The 23,427-nt window shown below is 57.7% G+C and carries 26 protein-coding genes and 1 tRNA gene; 17 read left to right on the top strand and 10 right to left on the bottom strand.

The annotated features are described in order from the left end of the window. Positions 1–21: 21 nt before the first annotated feature. A complete protein-coding gene (locus MMG91_RS11770; protein ID WP_305448557.1) occupies positions 22–843 on the bottom strand; it encodes an HDOD domain-containing protein in 822 nt (273 codons plus the stop codon). Between the two features lie 35 nt (positions 844–878). After that, positions 879–1,820 (bottom strand): folate-binding protein, encoded by a 942-nt coding sequence (locus tag MMG91_RS11765; protein WP_310659669.1) that lies wholly within the window; start codon positions 1,818–1,820, stop codon positions 879–881. A gap of 148 nt (positions 1,821–1,968) precedes the next feature. Here MMG91_RS11765 and MMG91_RS11760 point away from each other — a divergent pair, with 148 nt between their 5' ends. Together MMG91_RS11760 and MMG91_RS11755 are read left to right on the top strand one after the other, a co-directional pair. After that, positions 1,969–2,223 (top strand): succinate dehydrogenase assembly factor 2, encoded by a 255-nt coding sequence (locus tag MMG91_RS11760; protein WP_030132661.1) that lies wholly within the window; start codon positions 1,969–1,971, stop codon positions 2,221–2,223. Continuing rightward, on the top strand, positions 2,207–2,659 hold the full coding sequence (locus MMG91_RS11755) for a protein YgfX (protein WP_310659668.1): 453 nt from the start codon (positions 2,207–2,209) through the stop codon (positions 2,657–2,659). Before MMG91_RS11760 ends, MMG91_RS11755 begins: the two co-directional genes overlap by 17 nt. On the opposite strand, the gene nadB is transcribed toward MMG91_RS11755, so the two are convergent. After that, positions 2,628–4,244, bottom strand: coding sequence for an L-aspartate oxidase (nadB, locus tag MMG91_RS11750; protein WP_310659667.1), 1,617 nt, complete (start codon positions 4,242–4,244; stop codon positions 2,628–2,630). The two genes, MMG91_RS11755 and nadB, sit on opposite strands and share 32 nt — an antisense overlap. A gap of 557 nt (positions 4,245–4,801) precedes the next feature. On the opposite strand from nadB, the gene rpoE reads away from it, so the two are divergent. The 4 genes from rpoE (at position 4,802) to MMG91_RS11730 (ending at position 8,647) form a co-directional block, all read left to right on the top strand. Then, entirely contained in the window at positions 4,802–5,383 is a 582-nt protein-coding gene (gene rpoE, locus MMG91_RS11745; RefSeq protein WP_003172477.1) for an RNA polymerase sigma factor RpoE, read from the top strand. Between the two features lie 30 nt (positions 5,384–5,413). Continuing rightward, the gene (locus MMG91_RS11740) at positions 5,414–6,001 is read left to right on the top strand and encodes a sigma-E factor negative regulatory protein (protein WP_007898648.1); all 588 of its coding nucleotides are present in this window, start codon (positions 5,414–5,416) and stop codon (positions 5,999–6,001) included. Between the two features lie 8 nt (positions 6,002–6,009). After that, positions 6,010–6,969 (top strand): MucB/RseB C-terminal domain-containing protein, encoded by a 960-nt coding sequence (locus MMG91_RS11735; protein ID WP_310659666.1) that lies wholly within the window; start codon positions 6,010–6,012, stop codon positions 6,967–6,969. A 247-nt stretch (positions 6,970–7,216) separates the two neighbouring features. After that, positions 7,217–8,647 carry a DegQ family serine endoprotease gene (locus MMG91_RS11730; RefSeq protein ID WP_305448562.1) on the top strand — a complete coding sequence of 477 codons (1,431 nt, stop codon included), beginning with the start codon at positions 7,217–7,219 and terminating at the stop codon, positions 8,645–8,647. 90 nt (positions 8,648–8,737) lie between these two features. Here the strand turns inward: MMG91_RS11730 and MMG91_RS11725 are convergent, their stop codons facing one another. Then, positions 8,738–10,171 carry a M48 family metalloprotease gene (locus tag MMG91_RS11725; protein WP_048394060.1) on the bottom strand — a complete coding sequence of 478 codons (1,434 nt, stop codon included), beginning with the start codon at positions 10,169–10,171 and terminating at the stop codon, positions 8,738–8,740. Between the two features lie 96 nt (positions 10,172–10,267). Between MMG91_RS11725 and MMG91_RS11720 the strand changes: the two genes are divergently transcribed. Together MMG91_RS11720 and MMG91_RS11715 are read left to right on the top strand one after the other, a co-directional pair. Next, positions 10,268–10,507, top strand: a complete 240-nt coding sequence (locus MMG91_RS11720; protein WP_007898654.1) for a sulfurtransferase TusA family protein — start codon at positions 10,268–10,270, stop codon at positions 10,505–10,507. 31 nt (positions 10,508–10,538) lie between these two features. Next, positions 10,539–11,609: an AI-2E family transporter gene (locus MMG91_RS11715; RefSeq protein WP_305448563.1), complete on the top strand. Its 1,071-nt coding sequence runs from the start codon at positions 10,539–10,541 to the stop codon at positions 11,607–11,609. 142 nt (positions 11,610–11,751) lie between these two features. On the opposite strand, the gene MMG91_RS11710 is transcribed toward MMG91_RS11715, so the two are convergent. Together MMG91_RS11710 and MMG91_RS11705 are read right to left on the bottom strand one after the other, a co-directional pair. Then, the gene (locus MMG91_RS11710; protein ID WP_305448564.1) at positions 11,752–12,225 is read right to left on the bottom strand and encodes a peroxiredoxin; all 474 of its coding nucleotides are present in this window, start codon (positions 12,223–12,225) and stop codon (positions 11,752–11,754) included. Positions 12,226–12,235: 10 nt separating this feature from the next. Further along, entirely contained in the window at positions 12,236–12,796 is a 561-nt protein-coding gene (locus MMG91_RS11705; RefSeq protein ID WP_253551533.1) for a glycine cleavage system protein R, read from the bottom strand. A 325-nt stretch (positions 12,797–13,121) separates the two neighbouring features. Between MMG91_RS11705 and dapA the strand changes: the two genes are divergently transcribed. From dapA to MMG91_RS11680, 5 genes are all read left to right on the top strand, one after another. Further along, a complete protein-coding gene (dapA, locus tag MMG91_RS11700; protein WP_007898664.1) occupies positions 13,122–14,000 on the top strand; it encodes a 4-hydroxy-tetrahydrodipicolinate synthase in 879 nt (292 codons plus the stop codon). 17 nt (positions 14,001–14,017) lie between these two features. Continuing rightward, positions 14,018–15,133 (top strand): outer membrane protein assembly factor BamC, encoded by a 1,116-nt coding sequence (gene bamC / locus MMG91_RS11695; protein WP_052966428.1) that lies wholly within the window; start codon positions 14,018–14,020, stop codon positions 15,131–15,133. A gap of 4 nt (positions 15,134–15,137) precedes the next feature. Beyond that, positions 15,138–15,896 carry an MBL fold metallo-hydrolase gene (locus MMG91_RS11690; RefSeq protein ID WP_038979338.1) on the top strand — a complete coding sequence of 253 codons (759 nt, stop codon included), beginning with the start codon at positions 15,138–15,140 and terminating at the stop codon, positions 15,894–15,896. Between the two features lie 28 nt (positions 15,897–15,924). After that, on the top strand, positions 15,925–16,638 hold the full coding sequence (gene purC, locus MMG91_RS11685; protein WP_095630959.1) for a phosphoribosylaminoimidazolesuccinocarboxamide synthase: 714 nt from the start codon (positions 15,925–15,927) through the stop codon (positions 16,636–16,638). 83 nt (positions 16,639–16,721) lie between these two features. Beyond that, positions 16,722–16,811, top strand: a tRNA-Ser gene (locus MMG91_RS11680). 219 nt (positions 16,812–17,030) lie between these two features. On the opposite strand, the gene MMG91_RS11675 is transcribed toward MMG91_RS11680, so the two are convergent. Beyond that, on the bottom strand, positions 17,031–17,795 hold the full coding sequence (locus tag MMG91_RS11675; RefSeq protein ID WP_310659665.1) for a tetratricopeptide repeat protein: 765 nt from the start codon (positions 17,793–17,795) through the stop codon (positions 17,031–17,033). A 368-nt stretch (positions 17,796–18,163) separates the two neighbouring features. On the opposite strand from MMG91_RS11675, the gene MMG91_RS11670 reads away from it, so the two are divergent. After that, the gene (locus tag MMG91_RS11670) at positions 18,164–18,319 is read left to right on the top strand and encodes a hypothetical protein (RefSeq protein WP_310659664.1); all 156 of its coding nucleotides are present in this window, start codon (positions 18,164–18,166) and stop codon (positions 18,317–18,319) included. A 190-nt stretch (positions 18,320–18,509) separates the two neighbouring features. Here the strand turns inward: MMG91_RS11670 and MMG91_RS11665 are convergent, their stop codons facing one another. Then, positions 18,510–19,031 carry a hypothetical protein gene (locus MMG91_RS11665; RefSeq protein WP_310659663.1) on the bottom strand — a complete coding sequence of 174 codons (522 nt, stop codon included), beginning with the start codon at positions 19,029–19,031 and terminating at the stop codon, positions 18,510–18,512. Positions 19,032–19,634: 603 nt separating this feature from the next. Between MMG91_RS11665 and MMG91_RS11660 the strand changes: the two genes are divergently transcribed. The 3 genes from MMG91_RS11660 (at position 19,635) to MMG91_RS11650 (ending at position 21,379) form a co-directional block, all read left to right on the top strand. After that, entirely contained in the window at positions 19,635–19,826 is a 192-nt protein-coding gene (locus MMG91_RS11660; RefSeq protein WP_305448570.1) for a DUF1508 domain-containing protein, read from the top strand. Between the two features lie 203 nt (positions 19,827–20,029). Then, positions 20,030–20,956, top strand: coding sequence for a LysR substrate-binding domain-containing protein (locus MMG91_RS11655; protein ID WP_305448571.1), 927 nt, complete (start codon positions 20,030–20,032; stop codon positions 20,954–20,956). 57 nt (positions 20,957–21,013) lie between these two features. Continuing rightward, a complete protein-coding gene (locus MMG91_RS11650; RefSeq protein ID WP_310659662.1) occupies positions 21,014–21,379 on the top strand; it encodes a 5-carboxymethyl-2-hydroxymuconate Delta-isomerase in 366 nt (121 codons plus the stop codon). A 3-nt stretch (positions 21,380–21,382) separates the two neighbouring features. On the opposite strand, the gene MMG91_RS11645 is transcribed toward MMG91_RS11650, so the two are convergent. Together MMG91_RS11645 and MMG91_RS11640 are read right to left on the bottom strand one after the other, a co-directional pair. Then, positions 21,383–22,318 (bottom strand): LysR family transcriptional regulator, encoded by a 936-nt coding sequence (locus tag MMG91_RS11645; protein WP_310659661.1) that lies wholly within the window; start codon positions 22,316–22,318, stop codon positions 21,383–21,385. Positions 22,319–22,465: 147 nt separating this feature from the next. Then, positions 22,466–23,413: a DMT family transporter gene (locus MMG91_RS11640; RefSeq protein ID WP_310659660.1), complete on the bottom strand. Its 948-nt coding sequence runs from the start codon at positions 23,411–23,413 to the stop codon at positions 22,466–22,468. Between the last annotated feature and the right edge of the window lie 14 nt (positions 23,414–23,427).

The raw sequence follows: 23,427 nt of genomic DNA, 5'->3' as shown, positions 1-23,427 counted from the left end.
CAAGCTCCCTCGCCACAGAAATCAGTAAAACATCGACCGCGACTCTTCCAGATCCTTGCACATCGCCTCGTTCTCCGGATCGATTCCCAGCTTCTTGAAGGCCGGCACACTGAAGGGGTCGATTCGGGCCAGTGGATGATCGGTGTCCTTGTGGCAGTACAGGCTGGCCACTTGCACCAGATCGACATAGTCGACCCGCTCCGATTGCCGCTTGAGATCCAGATACAGTCCCGGCAATTGCACCAGCATTTCCGGAAACTCCCAGACCCTGAGCAATTTATCGCCGAGCAGTGGATGAATCCGGTCGATCACATGGTTGAGGCTGACCGGGTCAGACAGCAATTCATAGTGATCTTCGGCGTAGGTCAGGATCGGCAGTACACCAATCTGATGCACGAGCCCGCCGAGCGCCGCCTGATCAGGCTTGAGCTGCGTATAGCTGCGGCACAACGCGTAACTGACGCCAGCGATTTCCAGGCTTTTGCGCCAGACCTCGCGCATTTTCTGTTCCACCACTTCGGAACGGGCGTTGAAGATCTGTTCCATCACCAGGCCGATGGCCAGGTTGCTGCTGTAATTGACACCCAGCCGGGTGATGGCCGTGTGCAAATCAGTCACTTCCTGGGTCGCGCGCAGCAACGGGCTATTGACCACTTTGATCAGGCGCGCCGACAGCGCGGTATCGCGGCCAATCACTTTGCTCAGTGTGCTGACACTGATTTCCGGGTCTTCGGCGGCCTTGCGAATCTGCAGGGCCACTTCCGGTAACGTTGGCAGAACCAGGTCATCGTTATCGATGGCCTCAACCAAATCCTGTTGGACCTTATCCGCCAGCTCGCTCATTTCTTTTCTCTAGGGTATTGCGACAAGTGCTGCAATTAACGCTGGATTTCGCGATCGCGATCCAGTTGGTAAGGCAGGTCGAGCAGATGCAGGCCCGGACCTTCGAGTGTGCCAAGGTGCAGGTTGCCATCTTCTGCAGCTTCGGCTTGCAGCACGGCAAGGAGTTCAATGTTTTGCTCGGCGCGGGCGGCTAGCACCACTTCACCGATTGAGCTGCCGTGAGTGGGGGAGAACAGTTGGGTGCCGGGTTCAGGCAATTCACCGCTTTCCAGTTGCAAGCGGTATAGACGGCGCTTGAGTTTGCCCAGGTACTGCATGCGCGCGACGATTTCCTGGCCGGTGTAGCAACCCTTCTTGAAGCTCACACCACCGACGGCTTGCAGATTGAGCATCTGCGGGATGAACAGCTCGCGGGTGCTTGGCATGACCTGACCGATCCCGGCGCGGATCTGGCCCAGCAGCCATTGATTCAGATCGCCTTCGGCCAACAGGGCGGACAGCTTGCCCTTGACGGTGTCGGCTTGATCGGTACGCACCCACAGTTCAGCGCGGTCAGACGAGACGCGAAGGGCGATCAGGTCGTCATTACGAACGACGCTGTCGGTGTCTGCCGGTAGCGCCAGGCCCAGGCTGGCCAGTGCCGCATCGCCATGCTCAAGGCCAAAACGAACCCAGCCGGCACTTTCGTCGGTCAGTTTCGATTTGGAGAACACTGCGTACTTTTTCAGGTCCGCCAGTTGCGGCTCCAGCAGTTCGCTGGCCATCGCCATGAGCACACCGTCGCCTTCGAGCAGAATGCGGAAGCTCGACTGCATCCGGCCTTTCTGCGTGCAGCGCGCGCCAAGGCTGGCCTGGGTATCACTCAGGTAATTGAGATTGCAAGTCAATTGGCCTTGCAGGAATTTGCTGGCATCCGCGCCGCGTACCGCGAGAACGCCTTCGTGAGACAGGGTGCAGAAAAAAGCAGAATCGGCCATGGGTCATCGCAGGGTAAAGAGTCCGAAGGACATCATAAGGGGGCGCCCTTGAAATGGGTAGTTCACAAAGGTTCGTGGAGGGCGACCAAAGCCGACTGTTCGACTCGTCTCGGGGCTGTATACTTGCCGCCTATTTGAGGAGCGCTCCATGGTCGAACAAGTTGAACTGAATCGCCTCTACTGGCACAGTCGTCGCGGCATGCTTGAGCTTGACGTGTTGCTGGTGCCGTTTGTGAAAGAGGTTTATCCGCACCTCAACCAGGTGGATCGCGATTTATACGTCCGTCTGCTGACGTGTGAGGATCAGGACATGTTCGGCTGGTTCATGGAGCGCAACGAATCCGAAGATCCGGAGCTTCAGCGCATGGTTCGCATGATCCTGGATCGTGTCCAGCCCAAGTAACGCGTTCGAATGTCGCTGGCATGCCTCACGGCAGTTGCTGGCGGCCTATCTTCTGGCCCAGCTGTTCGCGCTGGGTTCGCTGCTTCTTCTCTCTATACCGCCCTGGGCCAGTCTGCTCGGCGCTTTTTGCTGTCTGGCTCATGGCGTCTGGGCATTGCCGCGACAGATTCTGCTGACACACCCGCAGGCGTTTCGCGGCTTGCGTCGCGATGCCGATGGTTGGCAGTTGTGGAATCAGGCGGTGGGTTGGCAGCCCGTGCAACTGCGGCCGGACAGTCTGGCGTTGCCATTGATTGTGGTACTGCGTTTTCGTCTGCGCGGTGAGCGACGGATCAGGGCGATATGCGTACCGCGGGATTCGCAGGCGGCGGATTTACACCGACGCCTGCGGGTTCGGCTCAAGTTCAGTCGGCGTAGGTGGGCGGCACCAGAATAGTGTCCAGGGCGACCGGCAGCAAATTCGGGTAGTCGAGTGTGTAATGCAGGCCGCGACTTTCCTTGCGCTCCATGGCTGACTGAATCATCAGCTCGGCCACCTGCGCCAGGTTACGCAGCTCGATCAAGTCCCGGCTGACCTTGTAGTTGCTGTAGAACTCATCGATTTCGTCCAGCAACAGACGCACCCGGTGCTGAGCCCGTTGCAGGCGCTTGTTGGTGCGCACGATGCCGACATAGTCCCACATGAATCGCCGCAGTTCGTCCCAGTTGTGCGCAATGATCACGTCTTCGTCGGAATCGGTGACCTGGCTCGCATCCCAAACGGGCAGGGCGGTCGGAATCGACACGTCTGGCAACTGCTCAAGAATGTCCGCCGCCGCCGAACGGGCGTAAACGAAACATTCCAGCAGCGAGTTGCTCGCCATGCGGTTGGCGCCATGCAGGCCGGTGAAGCTGGTTTCACCAATTGCATACAGGCCCGGCACGTCGGTGCGGCCCCGCTGATCGACCATCACGCCGCCGCAGGTGTAGTGCGCCGCCGGCACCACTGGGATCGGCTGTTTGGTGATGTCGATGGAGAATTTCAGGCAGCGTTCATAAACCGTCGGGAAGTGCGTCTTGATGAAGTCTTCGGGCTTGTGGCTGATGTCCAGGTAAACGCAATCGATACCCAGGCGCTTCATCTCATGGTCGATGGCGCGGGCGACGATGTCCCGTGGTGCCAGCTCCGCCCGCGGGTCGAAGCGCTGCATGAAGCGTTCGCCATTGGGCAGTTTCAGATGCCCGCCTTCGCCACGCAGGGCTTCGGTGATCAGGAAACTCTTGGCTTGCGGGTGATAAAGGCAGGTGGGATGGAACTGGTTGAACTCCAGGTTCGCCACCCGACAGCCCGAACGCCAGGCCATGGCAATGCCATCACCGCAGGCCCCATCGGGGTTACTGGTATAGAGGTAGACCTTCGCGGCGCCGCCCGATGCGAGGATCACGAAACGCGCGCCGTAGGTGTCGACTTCACCGGTGCTGCGGTTGAGCACATAGGCGCCGAGGCAGCGGTCACCTTCAAGGCCGAGGCGCTTTTCGGTGATCAGGTCGACCGCGACTCGCTGCTCCAGCAGTTCGATGTTGGGATGCTGTTTGGCCTGATCGAGCAGGGTTCTGAAGATCGCCGCGCCCGTCGCATCGGCAGCGTGGATGATGCGCCGATGGCTGTGACCGCCTTCGCGGGTCAGATGAAACTCGAAACCACCGTCTTCGGTGCCCGACTGTTCATCGCGGGTAAAGGGCACGCCTTGGTCAATCAGCCATTGAATCGCCTCTCTGCTGTGCTCGACGGTAAAGCGCACGGCGTCTTCATGGCACAGGCCACCACCGGCGTTGAGGGTGTCATCGACGTGGGATTCGACAGTGTCGGTGTCATCCAGAACGGCAGCGACACCGCCCTGGGCCCAGAAGGTTGAGCCGTTGGCGAGGTCGCCTTTGCTCAATACGGCGATGCGCAAATGACCGGGCAAGGTCAGCGCAAGGCTCAAGCCGGCAGCACCGCTGCCAATTACCAGAACATCGTGTTGAAACTGTTGGCTCATTTCAGGATTCCGCTCAAAGCGACCCGGGACGGGGTTGGCGCAAGACAGCTGGATCGGCGAGTCAAGACAGCCACACAGCCCCCTAGTATATAGAGGGGGGGAGCGGCACAATAGCCGGCCCAGCATGGCATTGTGAAACTACTGTGACGAAAAAGCCTGGACGCTTCGTCGGAAGTTTTTTGGACTGCTTCGGCGACAAAACGACTGTATCGTGGATTTAACAGTCTTTTTCTCTTCACGGTTGCACAATGTCGGTTTCGGGCAGCTATAAATATGGAACTTTTGCCAAAGGCCCAAGATCAATAGACGGTTGCCTGAAACAAGGGACAGCGTCGGCTTCGGTGCGGGACTTGCGATTGGGTCCTTGCTGATGAATCCGATGACAAGATTATTCGCGCAGCCGGGTTATCCCGCGCTGCGCTTTTCGTGCGTGCCAAATCAGAGCCCGCAGGAAACTTGCTTGGAGGGGGAGAACTTTTGCGAAAAGCCCGAGTCTATGTTTGCAAGTCTGGTCGTTCAGTAATGCAAGCCTCCTTCGAGCTTATCGAGGAGTGTTCATGCTAACCCAGGAAGAGGATCAGCAGCTGGTCGAGCGCGTTCAACGCGGCGACAAGCGAGCTTTCGATCTGCTAGTGCTGAAATACCAGCACAAAATTCTCGGGTTGATCGTGCGTTTCGTGCACGACACCCATGAAGCCCAGGATGTCGCACAGGAAGCCTTTATCAAGGCATACCGTGCACTTGGTAATTTTCGCGGAGACAGCGCGTTTTATACGTGGCTTTACCGCATCGCCATCAACACGGCGAAAAACTATCTGGTTTCACGCGGCCGCCGGCCGCCGGATAGCGATGTCAGTTCCGAGGATGCAGAGTTCTACGATGGCGATCATGGCCTCAAGGATCTCGAGTCGCCAGAACGCGCATTGCTGCGGGATGAGATCGAAGGCACCGTCCATCGAACCATTCAGCAACTGCCAGAAGATTTGCGTACGGCTTTAACTTTACGTGAATTCGATGGTCTGAGTTACGAGGACATTGCCAGCGTCATGCAGTGTCCGGTGGGTACCGTGCGCTCCCGGATTTTCCGCGCTCGGGAAGCCATCGATAAAGCCCTGCAGCCGTTGTTGCAGGAAAACTGAGACAGCGGCGACAGCCAAGAGAGGAACGCCATGAGTCGTGAAGCCCTGCAGGAATCGCTGTCCGCAGTGATGGATAACGAAGCGGACGAATTGGAATTGCGTCGGGTGTTGAATGCCTTCGACGATGTTGAAACCCGCGATACCTGGGCTCGTTACCAGATCGCTCGGGCAGTTATGCACAAGGATTTGTTACTTCCTCGTCTGGACATCGCTGCGGCAGTCTCTGCTGCGCTGGCTGACGAGGCCGTACCGGCAAAAGCCTCTCGCGGTCCATGGCGCAGCCTGGGTCGTCTGGCAGTCGCTGCTTCGGTGACCGTTGCCGTGCTTGCGGGTGTTCGTCTGTACAATCAGGACGAGATCGCCGGTGTCGAACTGGCCCAGCAATCCAGTCAACCGGGTCTGACCGCTCCTCAGGTCAAGGGCCCCGCTGTATTGGCAGGCTACAATGAGAGTTCGGAAGCCACTGGCCCTATGGCCAACGGCGTATTGCAAGGTCAACCAGGCTGGCACGATCAGCGTCTGCCAGGCTACTTGCGCCAACATGCTCAACAGGCTGCACTGAAAGGTACTGAGAGCGCTCTGCCTTACGCTCGTGCAGCAAGCCTGGAAAACCGTTAAGGAGGATCATGCGCGCCATACCTCTACTTACGCTTCTGCTCAGTGGCTGGTTTGTTGTTCCAGCCCACGCCGATGAAGCCCAGGACTGGCTGAAGCGTCTGGGACAGGCGGAGCAAACGCAGAGCTTTCACGGTACTTTCGTCTACGAGCGTAACGGTAGTTTCTCTACCCATAACATCTGGCATCGCGTCCAGGATGGCAAGGTCCGCGAGCGTTTACTCCAGCTCGACGGCTCGGCACAGGAAGTCGTGCGCATTGATGGGCATACTCAATGCGTGAGCGGCACCCTGATAGCAGGGCTGGGGGACTCACCCAACTCCACTGCTCGTGCACTCGATCCACAAAAGCTAAAGAATTGGTATGACCTTGCCGTCATTGGCAAGTCGCGTGTGGCCGGGCGTTCGGCGGTGATCGTGTCGTTGAAGCCTCGCGATCAGCATCGCTACGGTTTTGAGCTGCATCTGGACAAGGAAACCGGTTTGCCGTTGAAGTCATTGTTGCTCAATGACAAAGGGCAACTGCTCGAGCGGTTCCAGTTCACCCGACTGGACACTGCCCAGATGCCTTCCGATAGCGATTTGCAGGCCGGTTCTGATTGCAAACCCATTATCCTCGACAGTGACAAGGCTTCCGCCGTCAAAACCGCGCAGGTTTGGCGTTCGGACTGGCTACCACCAGGTTTTGAGCTGACCAGCAGTACCTCGCACAAGGACCCGGAGACCAAAGCCCAGGTCAACAGTCTGATGTTCGACGACGGTCTCGCCCGATTCTCGGTGTTCCTTGAGCCGTTGAATGGCGCAACAGTTACTGACACGCGCACCCAGTTGGGGCCAACCGTTGCTGTCTCCCGGCGATTGACTACTCCACAAGGCGAGATGATGGTGACTGTGGTTGGTGAAATACCGATTGGCACCGCCGAACGGATTGCGCTGTCCATGCGCAACGATGCCGCGGCCAGCAAGCAGTGAGCTGATCTGCCATGCTCACCAATCAAGGTCTCTATGGTGTGGGAGGTCAGCAATGGCTGTCCCGCCGTTGATGCCTCGAAATGTTTTGCCGAGCATTTTCATTTGCAAATATCCCGAAAATTTTTTATAGGTCAGAGCCCCTCGGCTCTGGCCTTGTTTGTTGTTCCCGGAACAAAAATACCGGCGTATCGTTTCCGGTGTTCCTTGCTCCATATCGCTTAACCATGCTCGTCGTAACGGGAGCCGTATGTCGATACCACGCTTGAAGTCTTATCTCTCCATTTTTGCCACCGTGCTGGTGCTCGGTCAGGCGGTCGCTGCGCAAGCGGTCGAGTTGCCTGACTTCACGCAGTTGGTCGAGCAAGCCTCGCCCGCGGTGGTTAACATCAGTACTACCCAGAAGTTGCCGGATCGTAAGGTGTCCAGTGAGCAAATTCCCGATCTTGAAGGCTTGCCGCCGATGCTGCGCGAGTTCTTTGAGCGGGGCATGCCGCAGCCGCCGCGTTCCCCCCGCGGCGATCGTCAGCGTGAAGCCCAATCCCTGGGCTCGGGCTTTATCATTTCGTCCGACGGCTACATTCTGACCAACAACCATGTGATCGCCGATGCCGACGAGATCCTCGTGCGCCTCGCCGATCGCAGTGAGTTGAAAGCCAAACTGATCGGTACCGATCAGCGTTCCGACGTCGCCTTGCTGAAAATCGAAGGCAAGGATCTGCCGGTTCTGAAACTCGGCAAATCGCGGGATCTGAAACCTGGTCAGTGGGTCGTGGCCATCGGCTCGCCGTTCGGCTTTGATCACACTGTGACTCAAGGCATCGTCAGTGCCATCGGCCGTAGCCTGCCGAACGAAAACTATGTGCCGTTCATCCAGACCGACGTGGCGATCAACCCGGGTAACTCCGGTGGTCCGCTGTTCAACCTGGCGGGTGAAGTGGTCGGCATCAACTCACAGATCTACACCCGCTCCGGCGGCTTCATGGGTGTGTCGTTCGCAATCCCTATCGATGTGGCGATGGACGTTTCCAATCAGCTGAAAAGCGGCGGTAAAGTCAGCCGTGGCTGGCTGGGTGTCGTGATCCAGGAAGTGAGCAAGGACCTGGCCGAGTCGTTCGGTCTCGAGAAACCGGCCGGTGCGCTAGTGGCTCAGATCCAGGATGACGGTCCTGCGGCCAAGGGTGGCCTGCAAGTGGGCGACGTGATCTTGAGCATGAACGGTCAACCGATCGTCATGTCCGCTGACCTGCCACACTTGGTGGGTGCGCTGAAAGCCGGCTCGAAAGCCGATCTTGAAGTGATCCGCGAAGGCAAACGCAAGAATGTCGAGCTGACCGTTGGCGCTATCCCTGAAGAAGGCAAGGAACTGGACGCCCTGCCTAAATCCAGCACCGAGCGCAGCAGCAATCGCCTGGGTGTTTCTGTTGCCGAATTGACCGATGAGCAGAAGAAAGCCTACGACCTTAAAGGTGGCGTGGTCATCAAGGAAGTGCAGGACGGTCCTGCTGCCCTGATCGGCTTGCAGCCTGGCGATGTGATCACTCACCTGAACAATCAGGCGATCGGCTCCTCCAAGGAGTTCACGGACATTGCCAAGGCGCTGCCGAAGAACCGCTCGGTGTCGATGCGGGTTCTGCGTCAAGGTCGCGCCAGTTTCATTACCTTCAAACTGGCTGAATAAACCGGTTATCGGCTGAATAAAAAACCGCCTCGAAAGAGGCGGTTTTTTTGTACCTGGATTTTTTGTTTCTGAGCTTTTTTTCTGAAGCGGTCAGCCCATCATGTCCTTGACCATGCGTTCCTGCTCCATCAGCTCGCGTTGCCGTGCGTCGATGCGCGATGACAGCGGGAAGTTGCTGCCAGCCTTGCGCTTGGCGAAGTCCAGTTGCTGGATCGCCTGACGATAGTCGCCGACCAGCGCAAAGTACTCCGCGCGAGCCTGATGCAAGCCGATGATGTTGCCCGACAGGCCACGAGTCTCGGCCACCATGTACCAGACGTCCGGATCATCAGGTCGGCTCTTGAGCAGGTTCTCCAGCGCTTTTTCCGCATCGGCCGCTCGATTCTGCTTGAGCAGCAGGTCGACACGCACCTGATTCAGCGGGTAGTTGCCGGGGTATTGAGTGAGCATCCGGTCGACCCGTGATTGAGCATCGGGCAGACGATTATTGGTGATGTCCAGATCGACCTGCGCCAGGTTATAGATGATCTCGTTCGGCGATTTGGCCAGCAGCAGCTTAAGGTTCTCGCGAGCCTCATTCAGCTGGCCACCCTTGATCTGGGCGATCGCCAAGCCATAGCGCGCGACGTCGTTTTTCGGGTTTTCATCCAGTTGGGCCCGAAAGCGCTTGGCGCCCAGGCCTGGGGTTTCTTCATAGATCAGCTGCACGCGCGCCCGAATCAACTGGTAACGCATGCTGTCTTCGATACCGCCCGGCTTGGCCTGTTCGGCGCGGTTGCGGGTGTCGGCGATCCGCGATTCGGTCACCGGGTGAGTCAGCAGGAATTCCGGTGGCTTGGCGTCGAAGCGGTACTGACGCATCAGCCGTTCGAACATGGTCGGCATCGAACGCGGATCGTAACCGGCCTTTTCCAGATTCATGATGCCGATGCGGTCGGCTTCCTGTTCGTTCTGGCGCGAGAAGCGTCGTTGTTCCTGAATCGCCGCTGCTTGAGTACCGGCAATGGCCGCGATCCCGGCATCGCCGGCACCTGCTGCGGCAATCACGATGCCAGCCAGCAACGCAGCCATCATGGGCACTTGCATGCGTTGCGACGCTTCAACTCCACGTGCGAAGTGACGCTGTGACAAGTGAGCCAGTTCGTGGGCCAGTACCGAGGCATATTCGCCCTCGGTCTGGGCATTGAGGAACAAGCCACCGTTGACGCCGACGATCCCGCCCGGCGCGGCAAAAGCGTTGAGCTGCGGACTGTTGATCAGGATGAACTCAAGGCGTCGGTCATTGACCTGGCTGGTTTCCACCAGCCGATAGACGCTGGACTCGACATAATCCTTGAGCTGCGGATCGTTGAGCTGCGACACCTGGCTGCGCAACAGCGCCAGCCACGCACGGCCCAGTTGGTGTTCCTGTTGCGGCGAGACGATGGCAGAACTGGCGTCACCGAGTGACGGCAAGTCGTCAGCGAAGCCCGGTGAGGCGAGCAGGCAAGCGAGCGTCAGCAGGGTAGGGCGCAAAAAAGTCATGCACAAAGCCTTAGTCGACAAAGACCTTACTGTAGCCGGACACTACGCTTGGGACCAGATATTCTAAGCTCTCAACCCCTGCCCCGGAGTGATTCGATGACTGACGCTGTAACCCACGATGCCGAGCTGGACGCCAGCGGTCTGAATTGTCCACTGCCGTTGCTCAAGGCCAAACTGGAACTCAACCGGCTGGCCAGCGGTGCGGTGCTCAAGGTGATCGCCACCGATGCGGGCTCTCAACGCGACTTTCGCACCTTTGCCCGATTGGCCGGTCATACGCTGCTTCGTGAGGAAGATGAGGCGGGCGTTTACCGCTATTGGTTGAAAAAAGCCTGAAATCCGCTGCGTTCGTTTCTAAGGATTATTGATGTTCAAAGTGTTACGCGACTGGATTCAGCGCTACTTCTCGGATGAAGAAGCTGTGGTGCTGGCGGTACTGCTGTTTCTGGCATTTACCGCGGTGCTCACCCTGGGTGGAATGCTTGCGCCCGTACTGGCCGGTATGGTGCTGGCGTATCTGATGCAGGGGCTGGTGGTGACCCTCGAGCGCCTGCGCGTGCCGGGTGGCGCGGCGGTGGGGCTGGTTTTCGCATTATTCATGGGGTTGCTGCTGGTCTTTATCATCATCGTGGTGCCCCTGCTCTGGCATCAACTGATCACGCTGTTCAACGAATTGCCCGGCATGCTCGCCAAGTGGCAGTCGCTGCTGTTGCTGCTGCCCGAGCGCTATCCGCACCTGGTGTCGGATGAGCAAGTGCTGCAGGCGATCGAAGTGGCGCGGGGTGAGATCGGCAAGTTCGGCCAGTGGGCGCTGACATTCTCGCTGTCGAGTCTGCCGCTGCTGGTGAACATCATGATCTATCTGGTGCTGGTGCCGATCCTGGTGTTCTTCTTTCTCAAGGACCGGGAGATGATCGGCCAGTGGGTGCGCGGCTATCTGCCGCGAGAACGGGCGCTGATCACCCGGGTCGCCCAGGAAATGAACCGGCAGATTGCCAATTACATTCGCGGCAAGGTCATCGAAATCTTCATTTGCGGTGGCGTGACTTACATCGCATTCGTGGCGCTGGGGCTCAACTATTCGGCGCTGCTGGCGTTGCTGGTGGGTGTGTCGGTGGTGGTGCCTTACGTCGGGGCAGTGGTGGTGACCGTGCCAGTGCTGCTGATTGCGCTGTTCCAGTGGGGCTGGAGCGATCAGTTCATCTATTTGATGGCGGTCTACGGGATCATCCAGACCCTGGACGGCAATGTGCTGGTGCCGCTGCTGTTCTCGGAAGCGGTCAACCTGCACCCGGTGGCGATCATTTGCGCGGTGCTGTTGTTTGGCGGGTTGTGGGGCTTCTGGGGCGTGTTCTTTGCGATTCCCCTGGCGACGCTATTCAAGGCCGTGCTGGATGCCTGGCCGCGCAAGGAGCCGATTGTGGCACCACTGCTTTAATTGTCAGGCTGAATTTTTCAGTAAGGCTAATGGCCTCATCCCGAGCAGGCTCGGTCCCACATAGATTCCGCAAATCCTGTAGGAGCGAGCGGTGCGGCGATCCGACTTGCCCGCGAAGGCGTCCGAACAGACGCCCAAATCATCAGGCCTTGTTCAGCGCCTGAGCAGCAACCAAAACCGCATCCACGTGCCCCGGCACCTTCACGCCGCGCCATTCCTGACGCAGCACGCCGTTCTTGTCGATCAGGAACGTGCTGCGATCAACGCCCATGTATTCCTTGCCATAGAGCTTTTTCAGTTTGATCACGTCGAACAGCTGGCACAGCGCTTCTTCCTTGTCACTGATCAGCTCGAAGGTGAACGCCTGCTTGGCCTTGAAGTTTTCATGGGATTTCAGGCTGTCGCGAGACACGCCGAAGACTTCGGTATTGGCGGCCTTGAAGGCGTCAAGCTGATCACGAAAACCCTGACCCTGGGTGGTGCAGCCCGGCGTGCTGTCCTTTGGATAGAAGTAAATCACCACTTGCTTGCCTTTGAGGCCCGCGAGGCTGACGGATTGCCCGCTGGTGGCGGGGGCTTCGAAGTCGGCAACCGGTTGGTCGATGGCAACGGCCATGAAAGTTTCCTTACATTGGGTTTTGTGGGCGCCACGGCTCGATCAGGGCATCCAGGTTCAGCGCATCGGCGAAATCCAGGAACTGATCGCGCAGCCAGCTGATCTGCACACCGGCCGGCAAGGTCACGGTAAACGTGGCATTGAGCATGGTGCCGCCGGTTTGCGGAGCCTGATAGGTGTCGCAGGTCAGGTTTTCCAGCTCGACGTTGTGGTCCATGAAGAACTGGCACAGCTCGTTGATGATGTCCGAGCGATAGGCCGAGCTGACATAGGCGACGTACGGCAAGGCCTGGGGACGATTCTCCAGGGCCGCGCTGCGGACCACGTTGACGGTGAAGGCGTGCCGTTTGGCCAGCACTGGCAGGCTGCCTTCGAGGCGCGCCAAGGCGTCCCAACTGCCGGAGATCTCGAGGATCAGCGCACTGCATTCGCCATGGCGCGTCAGACGAGAGGTGACCACGGCGCAGCGGTTTTCATGGCTGGCACGGCACAGGACGTTAGTCAGCTCCATGGGGTTGGCGCCGAGGGCACTGATGACAAGGAATTGTTCGCGAACTGTGGGGGTGGACATGCAGCATTCCTAAAGCGATGAGCGGTCGATACTTTTATGGCTTTTTTTACCGGGACGAGCCTGCGGATGCGAATTCAGAAAACCCGGCCGAAGGTTGCGACGTGCTCCAGAGTGGCGAGAGCGAGGGGTGGCAACGCTGGATCGGGGCTTGTGATGCCGAAAATGGAGGCTGGAACGCGGCGTACGAGCTTATCAGTACCGATCAAAGTCTGAAGGGTAGCGAAAAGCAGCGCCAAGGGGAATGGCAGCAGTACAGTACTTCGCTTGTACAAGCATCTTGGCGCCAGTACCATTACCGCTCTCTTTTTCCGGCAGGAGCGGTTGCATGATTGCGGGCAGTATGGTGGCACTGGTCACACCCATGGATGCACAGGGTCGTCTCGACTGGGACAGCCTGAGCAAACTGGTGGACTTCCACCTGCAAGAGGGCACCAACGCCATCGTGGCGGTCGGCACTACAGGTGAGTCGGCCACGCTTGACGTGAACGAGCACATCGAAGTGATTCGTCGCGTGGTTGCCCAGGTTGCAGGGCGTATTCCGGTGATCGCCGGTACGGGCGCCAATTCGACGCGCGAAGCGATCGAACTGACGACCAACGCGAAGAACGCCGGCGCCGACGCGTGCCTGCTGGTAACCCCTTATTACAACAAGCCGACGCAAGAAGGCCTGTACCAGCACTTCAAGGCAATCGCCGAAGCCGTCGACATCCCGCAGATTCTCTACAACGTGCCGGGCCGTACCGCATGCGACATGCAGGCCGAAACGGTGATCCGCCTGTCGACCGTGAAGAACATCATCGGCATCAAGGAAGCCACGGGCGACCTGCAGCGCGCCAAGGACATCCTGGCCGGCGTGAGCAGCGACTTCCTGGTTTACTCCGGTGACGACGCGACCGCGGTCGAGCTGATGCTGCTCGGCGGCAAGGGCAATATTTCGGTGACCGCCAACGTCGCACCGCGCGCCATGAGCGAGTTGTGTGCCGCGGCCATGGCCGGTGATGCCGTCAAAGCCCGGGCGATCCACGAAAAGCTGATGCCGCTCAATAAAACCCTGTTTATCGAATCCAACCCTATCCCCGTGAAATGGGCACTGCATGAAATGGGCTTGATGCCGGACGGTATCCGTCTGCCGCTCACCTGGCTCAGTGCTGCCTGTCACGAACCGCTGCGGCAGGCCATGCGCCAGTCCGGCGTCCTGGTTTAATTGAGGAAGTACTACGCATGAAGCGAATGGCCGGACTTTCCGCACTTGCCTTGATTATCTCCAGCACCAGTGGCTGTGGATGGATCTGGGGCCCGGAAGGTTACTTCCGTGACCGTGGTAGCGATTACCTGGAAGCGCAACAGACTGCACCGATGCAACTTCCACCGGACGTCAGCACCGCCAAGCGTCTGGATCCGCTGTTGCCGATCCCGCGCAACGTGGCCGACGACACCGCCAAGGGCGAATACATCGTGCCTCGTCCGCAGCCGCTGTCGGCAGCGGCTGATGCCAGCGACTACACCCTGCAGAAGAGCGGCGATTCGCGTTGGGTCATGGCCCAGCATCCACCGGCCGAAGTCTGGCCCGTGGCTGTGCAGTTCTTCCAGGACAACGGTTTCCGTCTGGACGAACAACGCCCGCAAACCGGTGAATTCACCACCACCTGGCAGCATTCCGACGAACTGTCCGCAGCAATGGCCAAGCGCCTGAGCGCGGCCGGTGTCGGCGCCGACAGCGAAAGCCGCGTGCGGGTGCGTATCGAACCAGGCGTGCAGCGCAACACCAGTGAAGTCTACGTGGTCAGCGCCGAGCGTCCTGCTGGCAGCACTGCCAATGTGGATTTCACCAATCGTTCGGTCAACACCGGCCTGGACGCAGCACTGGTCGACGACATGCTCGCGAGCATGAGTCGCACCTCGGAGAAGGGCGGTTCGGTCTCCATGCTGGCCTCTCGTGATTTCGATACGCCAAGTCGTGTCAGCCTGACCGAAGATGGCAGCGGCAACCCGGTGCTCAACGTCGGTTCCGATCTGGATCGTGCCTGGTCGAGTGTCGGTCGTGCGCTGGAACAGGGCGAATGGCGTGTTGAAGACATCAACCGCAGCCTGGGCCTGTACTACATCAACCTCGCCGAAAAAGCCGAGAAAAAGGACGAGAAGCCAGGTTTCTTCAGCGGTCTGTTCGGCAGCAAGCCGGACAAGGAAGAAGTTGAAGCCCGCGCCGAGCGTTATCAGGTTCGCCTGAGCAAGGTTGGCGAGAACGTCCAAGTCACCGTCGAGAAAAACATCAACACCGTGGCGCCAGCAGACGTGGCGCGTAAAGTGTTGAGCGTGATTCAGGACAACCTGGGCTGATCACATGCGTTTTGCCGTTCTCGGCAGCGGTAGCCAAGGGAACGGCACGCTGATAGCCAGCGACGACACGTATGTCCTGGTGGATTGTGGTTTCTCCCTGCGAGAAACCGAAAAACGCCTGCTGCGACTGGGTGTGAACCCTTCACAGCTGAGCGCGATACTCGTGACCCACGAACATGCCGACCACGTGCATGGCGTGGGTTTACTGTCTCGGCGTTACAATCTGCCTGTCTACCTCAGTCGCGGGACCCTGCGCGGGATGCGCAAACCGATTGAACCCGCAGGCTTTCTGGCTGGCGGCGAGCAACTGCAAATCGGCAACCTGAGCATTGGCGTCATTGCCGTGGCCCATGATGCGCAGGAGCCGACGCAGTATGTTTTCAGTGACGGTCAGCGGCGTTTCGGCCTGTTGACCGACCTGGGCTCGTATTGCAATACGGTGCTGGACGGTTACCGGGACCTCGATGCATTGATGATCGAGTCCAACCATTGCCGTGACATGCTGGCTCGCGGTCACTACCCGTACTTTCTCAAGCAGCGGGTGGGCGGTGAATTGGGACATTTGAACAACCATCAGGCGGCATTCCTGGTGGCCGAGTTGGGCTGGCAAGGCCTGCAACACCTGGTCCTGGCCCATCTGAGCAGCAAGAACAACCTGCCGCAGCTGGCCCGGCAATGTTTTGTCGACACCCTCGGGTGCGACCCGGACTGGCTGCAACTGGCCGATCAAGATTCAGGGCTCGACTGGCGACACATCGCCTAGCCCACCTACTTAGCAAGCGGAGCCCATCATGGAAAAACGTGAAGAACTCTACCGCGGCAAAGCCAAATCGGTTTACAAGACCGATGACGCTGACCGTTTGATCCTGCTGTTTCGCAACGACACCTCGGCGTTCGACGGCAAGCGCATCGAGCAGCTCGACCGCAAAGGCATGGTGAACAACAAGTTCAACGCCTTCATCATGCAGAAACTCGAAGCAGCCGGTGTGCCGACCCAATTCGACAAACTGCTGGGCGACAACGAATGCCTGGTGAAAAAACTCGACATGATTCCGGTCGAGTGCGTCGTGCGTAACTATGCCGCAGGCAGCCTGGTCAAGCGTCTGGGCGTCGAAGAGGGCATGAAGCTCAACCCTTACACCTTCGAACTGTTCCTGAAGGACGACGCCAAGGGCGATCCGTTCATCAACGAATCCCACGTCGTGGCATTCGGTTGGGGCACCGCCGAGCAACTGGTTCGCATGAAAGAACTGTCGCTCAAGGTCAACGAAGTCCTGAGCAAACTGTTCGACGACGCCGGCCTGCTGCTGGTCGACTTCAAACTCGAATTCGGCGTTTTCTCCGACGGCACCATCGTCCTGGGCGACGAGTTCAGCCCGGACGGCTGCCGTCTGTGGGACAAGGCCACCGGCAAGAAAATGGACAAGGATCGCTTCCGTCAGGGCCTCGGTGACGTCATCGAAGCCTACGAAGAAGTCGCCAACCGTCTGGGCGTACCGCTGTAATCGACGCAAGCATCTGATAGCACGGAAAAATTTCGCTTAGGGGGTTCGCTTCCGGCAAAAGTGTTGTTATGATGCGCGCCGTTGGAGAGATGCCAGAGTGGCCGAATGGGACGGATTCGAAATCCGTTGTACCTTCACCGGTACCTAGGGTTCGAATCCCTATCTCTCCGCCATTATTGAATAAGACTAAGCCCCTGTAATCGTTGAAGATTGCAGGGGCTTTTTCGTTTCTGGCGTTTAATTTAGGGCATTTTTAGGGCAAAAACTCGCTCTACAGACCGCTCAATACCTTTATCCAACCTGAGCTTTCTCCTTGCCGCAGTAAATTGCACTCTGATTTCGAGGCGCTTCAGCTGAGCTTGAGCCAGGGCCTATGATGTCCCTTCGTGAACTCAGCCGCGCACTAGGTAGGCTCCGAACGGAACCCGATATTGCAGCTTCTTGCAACTGCCGGGTGCGGGCTGATGCCCCGCCGGGCGATCAGGAAACCAGATTCGACATTTACCCGGAGGCGGCCGATGGCCGCGGGGAATCTCAACCTCGTCGTACGCGGGTTCTGGCTTGACGGAAGCCATTTGCAATTTCCCTTCGGGACGTGGCCTGCCACTCGTCGACGAGTTCGCTACCCATTCCGCCTCTGGACGAGCGAAGGTGCCAGCGTGGCGCTTAGTATCCGGAGTGGATTGCTCAGTAGCCGTAATTTCTGCTTCGCGGCGCCTTTCAACCTCTTCTTCCAGCCCTTCCTCTACTGCAACCAAATCCTCTGCGGCCTTGGGTGGGCTATTCGACGTCTGAGCCTTCTGCGCCGCCTGGATCAATTGGAAGTTGCGGTTGCGCAATGCGACGTTGTGACCAACCCGCATGTTGGAGCGCGCCGCCAGCGCTTCGGCCTGCTGGTACTGTCCTTGCTGAAGACGCAACACACCGAGATAGTGCAGCGTTGCGGGATTGTTCGGCTGGATATGCAGTGCACGCTCTAGCGTGGCAGCGGCTTGGTCCAACTGGCCATCTGCATACTGCTGCGAGGCGGATTCAATTAGGGTGGTTGATGCATTGTTACTTTGCGGGGAGGCTTTTCTCTCCGCAGCAACCGAGCAATGCGACGCGGCTGCGCAGAGCACTAGGATGAGACCCGGCAGAAAACTCTTGGTTGGCATCAGGGGGTGGACTCGGCTGATCACAGACGGCACTGTCGTAATCGTAAAACAGGCCTCCAGCGCTGCTCGGCTGGGATTGGTTTACTGCCCCGTCAATCGCGGATGAAGGGGCTTCTATCGACCTGACCAGTACTCTGAAGTTCCCGCAGAAACGCCCACAGTAACGATAACCGGCGCAGTAGCCGAGTCAGTACCTTCGACGATTCTTGTTGTCTACTGGAAGCCGCGGATAGCGCGGCCTGCACCATGGAAAAAGCTCCCGTTTTTGCACTCATCTTGCTCTGCTTCACCTCAGTGGGTGCTTTCGCTGATGACCCGGACAAGACATCCGGGAAGCGAATAAACGTTATTGGGAACGCCACCGGCAAATGGACAAGGCTGAGATGGAGGCGCACAGGGAACACGGGAAGTTCCATGAGGAGATGGATCGCGAAGAGCGCAAGCATTTCGAGGAAATGGAGCGGGAAGATGCCAAGAGTAGGACGGAGTTCTATCGAGAGCGGGAGAAAGCCTATCGTGAATAATTCAATTGGGGGCTTGGGCCGAAGGGCGCTTTACCGCGTCACTCGCCTGCTAAGCGCCTGATATGTCGAGCTGTGATTTCATGGGGGACGTTCAGCTTACTTGTTTGGCTGGCGTTTGGATCGCCCCCCGCTCTGTGCAAAGCCCGAAAAACGGGGGGTACGCTCCGCAGTGAAATGGTCAGTAAGGCACTTACTGGGTTGGTTTAGCTGCTGGCATCCCCATCATGTGCTGGTGCTGCATCATTTGATCCATCATCATTTGCTGCATTCCCATGTACCGATCCATCATGTACTGGTGCTGCTTCATCTGTTCGGGGGTCATGTTCGAGTAGTTACGGCGCATGTCCTGCCAGCCCATCATACGGCCGCCACTCTTCATTCCACCGTTCATCATGTTGTGGCCCATCATTCTATTGCCCCACATGCCGTTCATCATCCCCATCCCGCTTTGCATCATGGTCTGATGCTCTTGCAAGAGTTTCTGGCGTTCTTTGGGGTCTTTGGTCTGCTGGATTTTGCTCATTTGTTCCTGCATTTTCCGCAAGTTCTCTTGAGCTTGGGACATCTGTTTATCAAACTCCTCAACGTTAACTGTTGGTTGATCAGCTTGAGTGGAGGAGGTTGCTGATTGATCTGTTTTGTCTGCTGCTGCGACCCAAGTGGGGGCAAGGGCGACAGCAAATAAAATGGCAGCAAGCTTTGGGGCTTTCATCGTTAGCTTCCTTTCCGAGCGGAGGTTAAGAAGACTCTGACACCGGAAGTACACAGCATTCAGAATTAATGACGCAGATTGAGTGTAGCTCTGTGTAGTCCAGGTGATCTGATCTGCATCAACTGCCCCTGTCATGTCACGCATTCGCCCTGTAGCAACTACTCAGGCTTAGGCGAGTGATCGCGATAGGGGAGGGAGCTTGGAGATCGCCTCCAGCTTCTGTGCTGCGCTACGGTAGCCAATCGAATCTCTATCCCTCCGCCATTACATAGAAAAAGCCTCGTAGATTTTCATCTACGGGGCTTTTTCGTTTGCGCAGCTTTTTCCGTGGGTCCATTTTCGCGTTCGTCTGCTTTTTCCTCGAGATTTTGGTGTCGGATTAATCAACGCAACAGCGTGAGAAAAATATGCCTGTTCAAGGGAAAAATAACTCAACCGAGTCTCTTTAATTACCGCCCCCGTATCTATTGATCGTTTCGTCCATCAAGGTCTTTTCTGCGAAACATCCACTGACATTGAAAGACGTTGCCTCAAAAAAACCTCATCTACTCTGTTTTCGCAGGTCACTGACCTGTCGTAATCAGCAATCGCAAGGAGCGATCAATGTATTTTGAGATTTACAGGCAAACCCGTGGCATTGCACAGACCGGCAAGGGTCAATGGCGCTGGCGTTTGCGGGCGGGGAATCATGAAACTATTGCTAGCGGGGAGGCTTACGTCAACAAGTCAGACTGCGAGCATGCCATCAGTTTGATCAAAGGGACTCACGATCAGACCCCGGTCAGGGAAATATAGGTTTCAGGGCGCTGAAGCTGCTCAATGGGAGCAGCTTCATTTGAACCGGGTGGTCTTACGGAGGTTGAGTGCCCTGGTTTTTTCTGGATCCGGTCGTGTGTTTTAAATACAAAGTGCTCGAGGCTGTTTGCCAACCCGCATAGACGCCGATTACGACACCTCCCTAAACTGTCACCCAAGTCTTGGGGACCGGGGTGCAACGGATGAATCGCAACGAACTGCGCAAGGCCGACATCAACCTGATGGTGGTGTTCGAGACATTGATGCTCGAACGCAACGTCACGCGCGTGGCGGAGAAGCTGTTCCTCGGTCAGCCGACTATCAGCGCTGCGCTGAACCGTTTGCGGGCGATGTTCAACGATCCGCTGTTTATTCGGGTGGGCCATCGGATGGAGCCGACGGCGCGGGCCAAGGAAATTATTCAGCACCTGTCACCAGCACTGGATTCATTGTCTGTGGCGTTGAGCCTGACCCACGATTTCGATCCGCTCAGCAGTAACATGACGTATCACATCGGGCTGTCGGACGATGTCGAGTTCGGTTTGTTGCCGCCGTTGCTGCGTGCTTTGCGCCAGGAAGCGCCGAAGGTGGTGTTCGTGGTCCAACATGTCGACTACTGGCGCATTCCCGATCTGCTGGCGTCCGGCGATATCACCGTCGGTATCAGCCAGACCCGCGGCCTGCCAGCCAACGCCAAGCGCAAATTGCTGCGACACATCCAGCCCAGTATCTTGCGCGCAGACGCATCGGACACACCATTGACGCTTGATGAGTATTGCTCGCGGCCGCATGTGCTGGTGTCTCACACCGCCAATGTCAGTGGCTACGCCGATGAATGGCTGGCGGAGATCGGTCGTACACGCCACGTAGTGCTGTCCGTCCCGCAGTACAGTTCGTTACCGGCCTTGCTCGCCGGCACCGATCTGATCGCCAGCTTGCCCGATTACACGGCCGAGGCGATGGCCGCGTCCGGCCAACTGTTCAGGGAACCGTTTCCGTTCAAAACACCGACCCTGGATTTGTCCATGGTCTGGCTCAGTCATGTCGACAGCGATCCGGCCGAACGTTGGCTACGTTCGCGCCTGGAGGCGTTTATGAGTGAGCATGCAATTCCTTCGCTGTCCCCGTGAGTAGGACAGCGCTGTGTTATATGTACGACCTTTCTGCCAATCTTCAGGAGCCCCTTCATGCCCCACCTGCACATGGAATACACCACCAACTTGCCCGAATTGAATGCCGATGTGGCGTTGATGCGACTCAATAATGCGTTGGTCGCTTCCGGGCAGTTTGGCGCTGAGTTCGACATCAAGGCTCGTGCCGTGAAGGTCGAGACTTTCAGGGCGGGCACTGCACTGGGCGAGCGGGCGTTCGTGCATGTGAAGCTGGCGATGTTGAGCGGTCGCTCGCCGCAGATCAAGAAGCAATTGTCTGATAGCTTGCTGGCGGTGGTGCAGGATTTATGTGAATGGCCGGTCGGTGTTGAGGTCCAGCTGTGTGTGGAAATCCTCGACATCGATCGAGAGTCCTACACCAAGACTGCCATCGGTCAATGAGTTTCAGGCCATTTCCTGTTCGACGCAGGCCTTGATCACTTGCTCACGCAGCCAGGTGTTGGCGCTGTCCTGATCGACGCTTTGACTCCACTGCATGTCGAGAGTGAAACCCGGTAAGCCGTTGGGTGCTTCGCAGTGATTGAAGATCGCCTCATTAGCCAGCAACTGCTGGATGCGACGGGGCAGGGTCAGGATGAAGTCGGTGCCGGTGATCATCTTCAGCGCCGCGCTGTAGCTGTTGGACCGCGCGACTATCTGTCTTTTGTGGGCCTGTTGAGCCAGCCAACCGTCGACCATATTGGTAGTGGATGTCCAAGGCGTCGGGAACACATGCCGGCGTTGAGTGAATGCTTGCAAGCTCAAGCGCGGTTCCAGCGGCGTGGCGCGTTTGTCGAAGACACAGACCAAGTCATCTTCCAGCAGCCTCCTGGCGTTGAAATCGGCGTGGCTACGATGAAAACCCGGGCCGAAACAGATCACCAGGTCGAGGCTGCCATCGCGCAGTTCTTCGGCCGGGATGTCGGTTTCGAACTTGTGCATGTTGACCATCACCGGCAGGTCGGCAAAATCGAAGCTCTTCAACAAGCGCGGCAGGATCAACTGCTCGAAGTATTCCGGCGCACAGATATTAAAGGTGACCGGTTGCAAGGTCGGGTCGAACGTCGGTGTCCCGGCGTGGCACAGGTTGATGCTTTCGAGAATCTTCAGCACATGGGTATACATGGTGCTGGCTTTGTAGGTGGGGCGCATACCCGTGCGGGTATTGATGAATAACTCGTCTTCGAAACTGGTACGCAGTTTCTTCAGGCAGTAACTCACGGTGGACTGGCTGACGCAGAGCGCCTCCGACACGCCGGTGACGCTGCTTTGCTCATACACGGCGACGAACACCATGAGGTCCTGCATGTCGAGCTTTCTAAGCAAGTTACTGTTCAGCATCCGTTCTGTCTCGCTGTGCTCCTTGCGCAGACTATGCGCAAATGTGTGCGAACGATCCTAACGGAACGATGGTGCCAAGAGAATGCCTTGTAGGACGTTTCATGGTCAGTTGTGGGACAGAAAATGTTATCAACACGACCTATGAATTCAATCTCTTGAAAGCTGGCCAGAGGCCTTTAACGCTGATGGCTGCGCGGGGATCGCGTCGCGGCTGGATATTAGCAGCGCCAACATGCCGATGCCCACCAGTAAAGCGCCGATGATCTCCAGGGTTAATGGCGACTGGCGCAGCCAGAACCAGTGGAAAAGCGTAATGAACAGTGTACTCAGGTAGATGTAGGAAATGACTGAGGAAGGGGCGATGACGCCAATGGCTCGATGCAGCAGCCAGAAGGTCGCCAGGGTGGCGAACAGTGCCAGGTAGATCAACCACCAAAGATCGCTCGCAGTCAGTAACGACGCTGATCGCCAGCCGCCGTTGAACCCACAGAAGGCCAAGAGAAACAGTGCGCCGAACAGCATGTTCCAGAAAGTCATGCCCACCGGGCCGCGACCCTTGAGGCTGTTGGCCTTGAACCGTTGACTCAGGGGCGAGTAGAGCGCCATTGCCAGGCAGCCGACGCCGTACACCGACACGGCATAAAGCGACGGCAGTTCGCCGGGGCCTGCACCTTTCAACACCAGCAACACGGCACCCGCCGCGGCAATCAGCATGGGCAATACACGTTGTTTCAGGCTGCTGTCGGGTATCAGGAAGGCTTCGAACAGCAGCGTCAGCAACGGCACCAGAGTAAACATCGTCCCGGTGTTGACCGCCGAGGTGTAGCGCAGCGCTTCGAACAACGAGCCGAAATACAGCGCCAGCAGCATACCAAGCACGGCATGACCGAACAGGCCACGGACGGTCATGACGGTATCGCCCTTGAACAGCAGCAGGGGCAAAAATACCAAGGCGCAAAACAGCAGGCGCAAACCGGTCAGCAGAATCGGGTCGATGGCCTGGCTGACCTGGGCTGCTGCGGAAAACGAGACGGCAATCAACAGAGCCCAGAGCAGCATGCCGATGTGAGCGGCAGCAAAACCTGTGTATTTCATGATGAGATTCCGGG

It is taken from the genome of Pseudomonas sp. JL3, assembly GCF_031570575.1.
GTDB lineage: Bacteria > Pseudomonadota > Gammaproteobacteria > Pseudomonadales > Pseudomonadaceae > Aquipseudomonas > Aquipseudomonas cucumis.
This window is presented reverse-complemented; position numbering and strand designations above follow the sequence as displayed.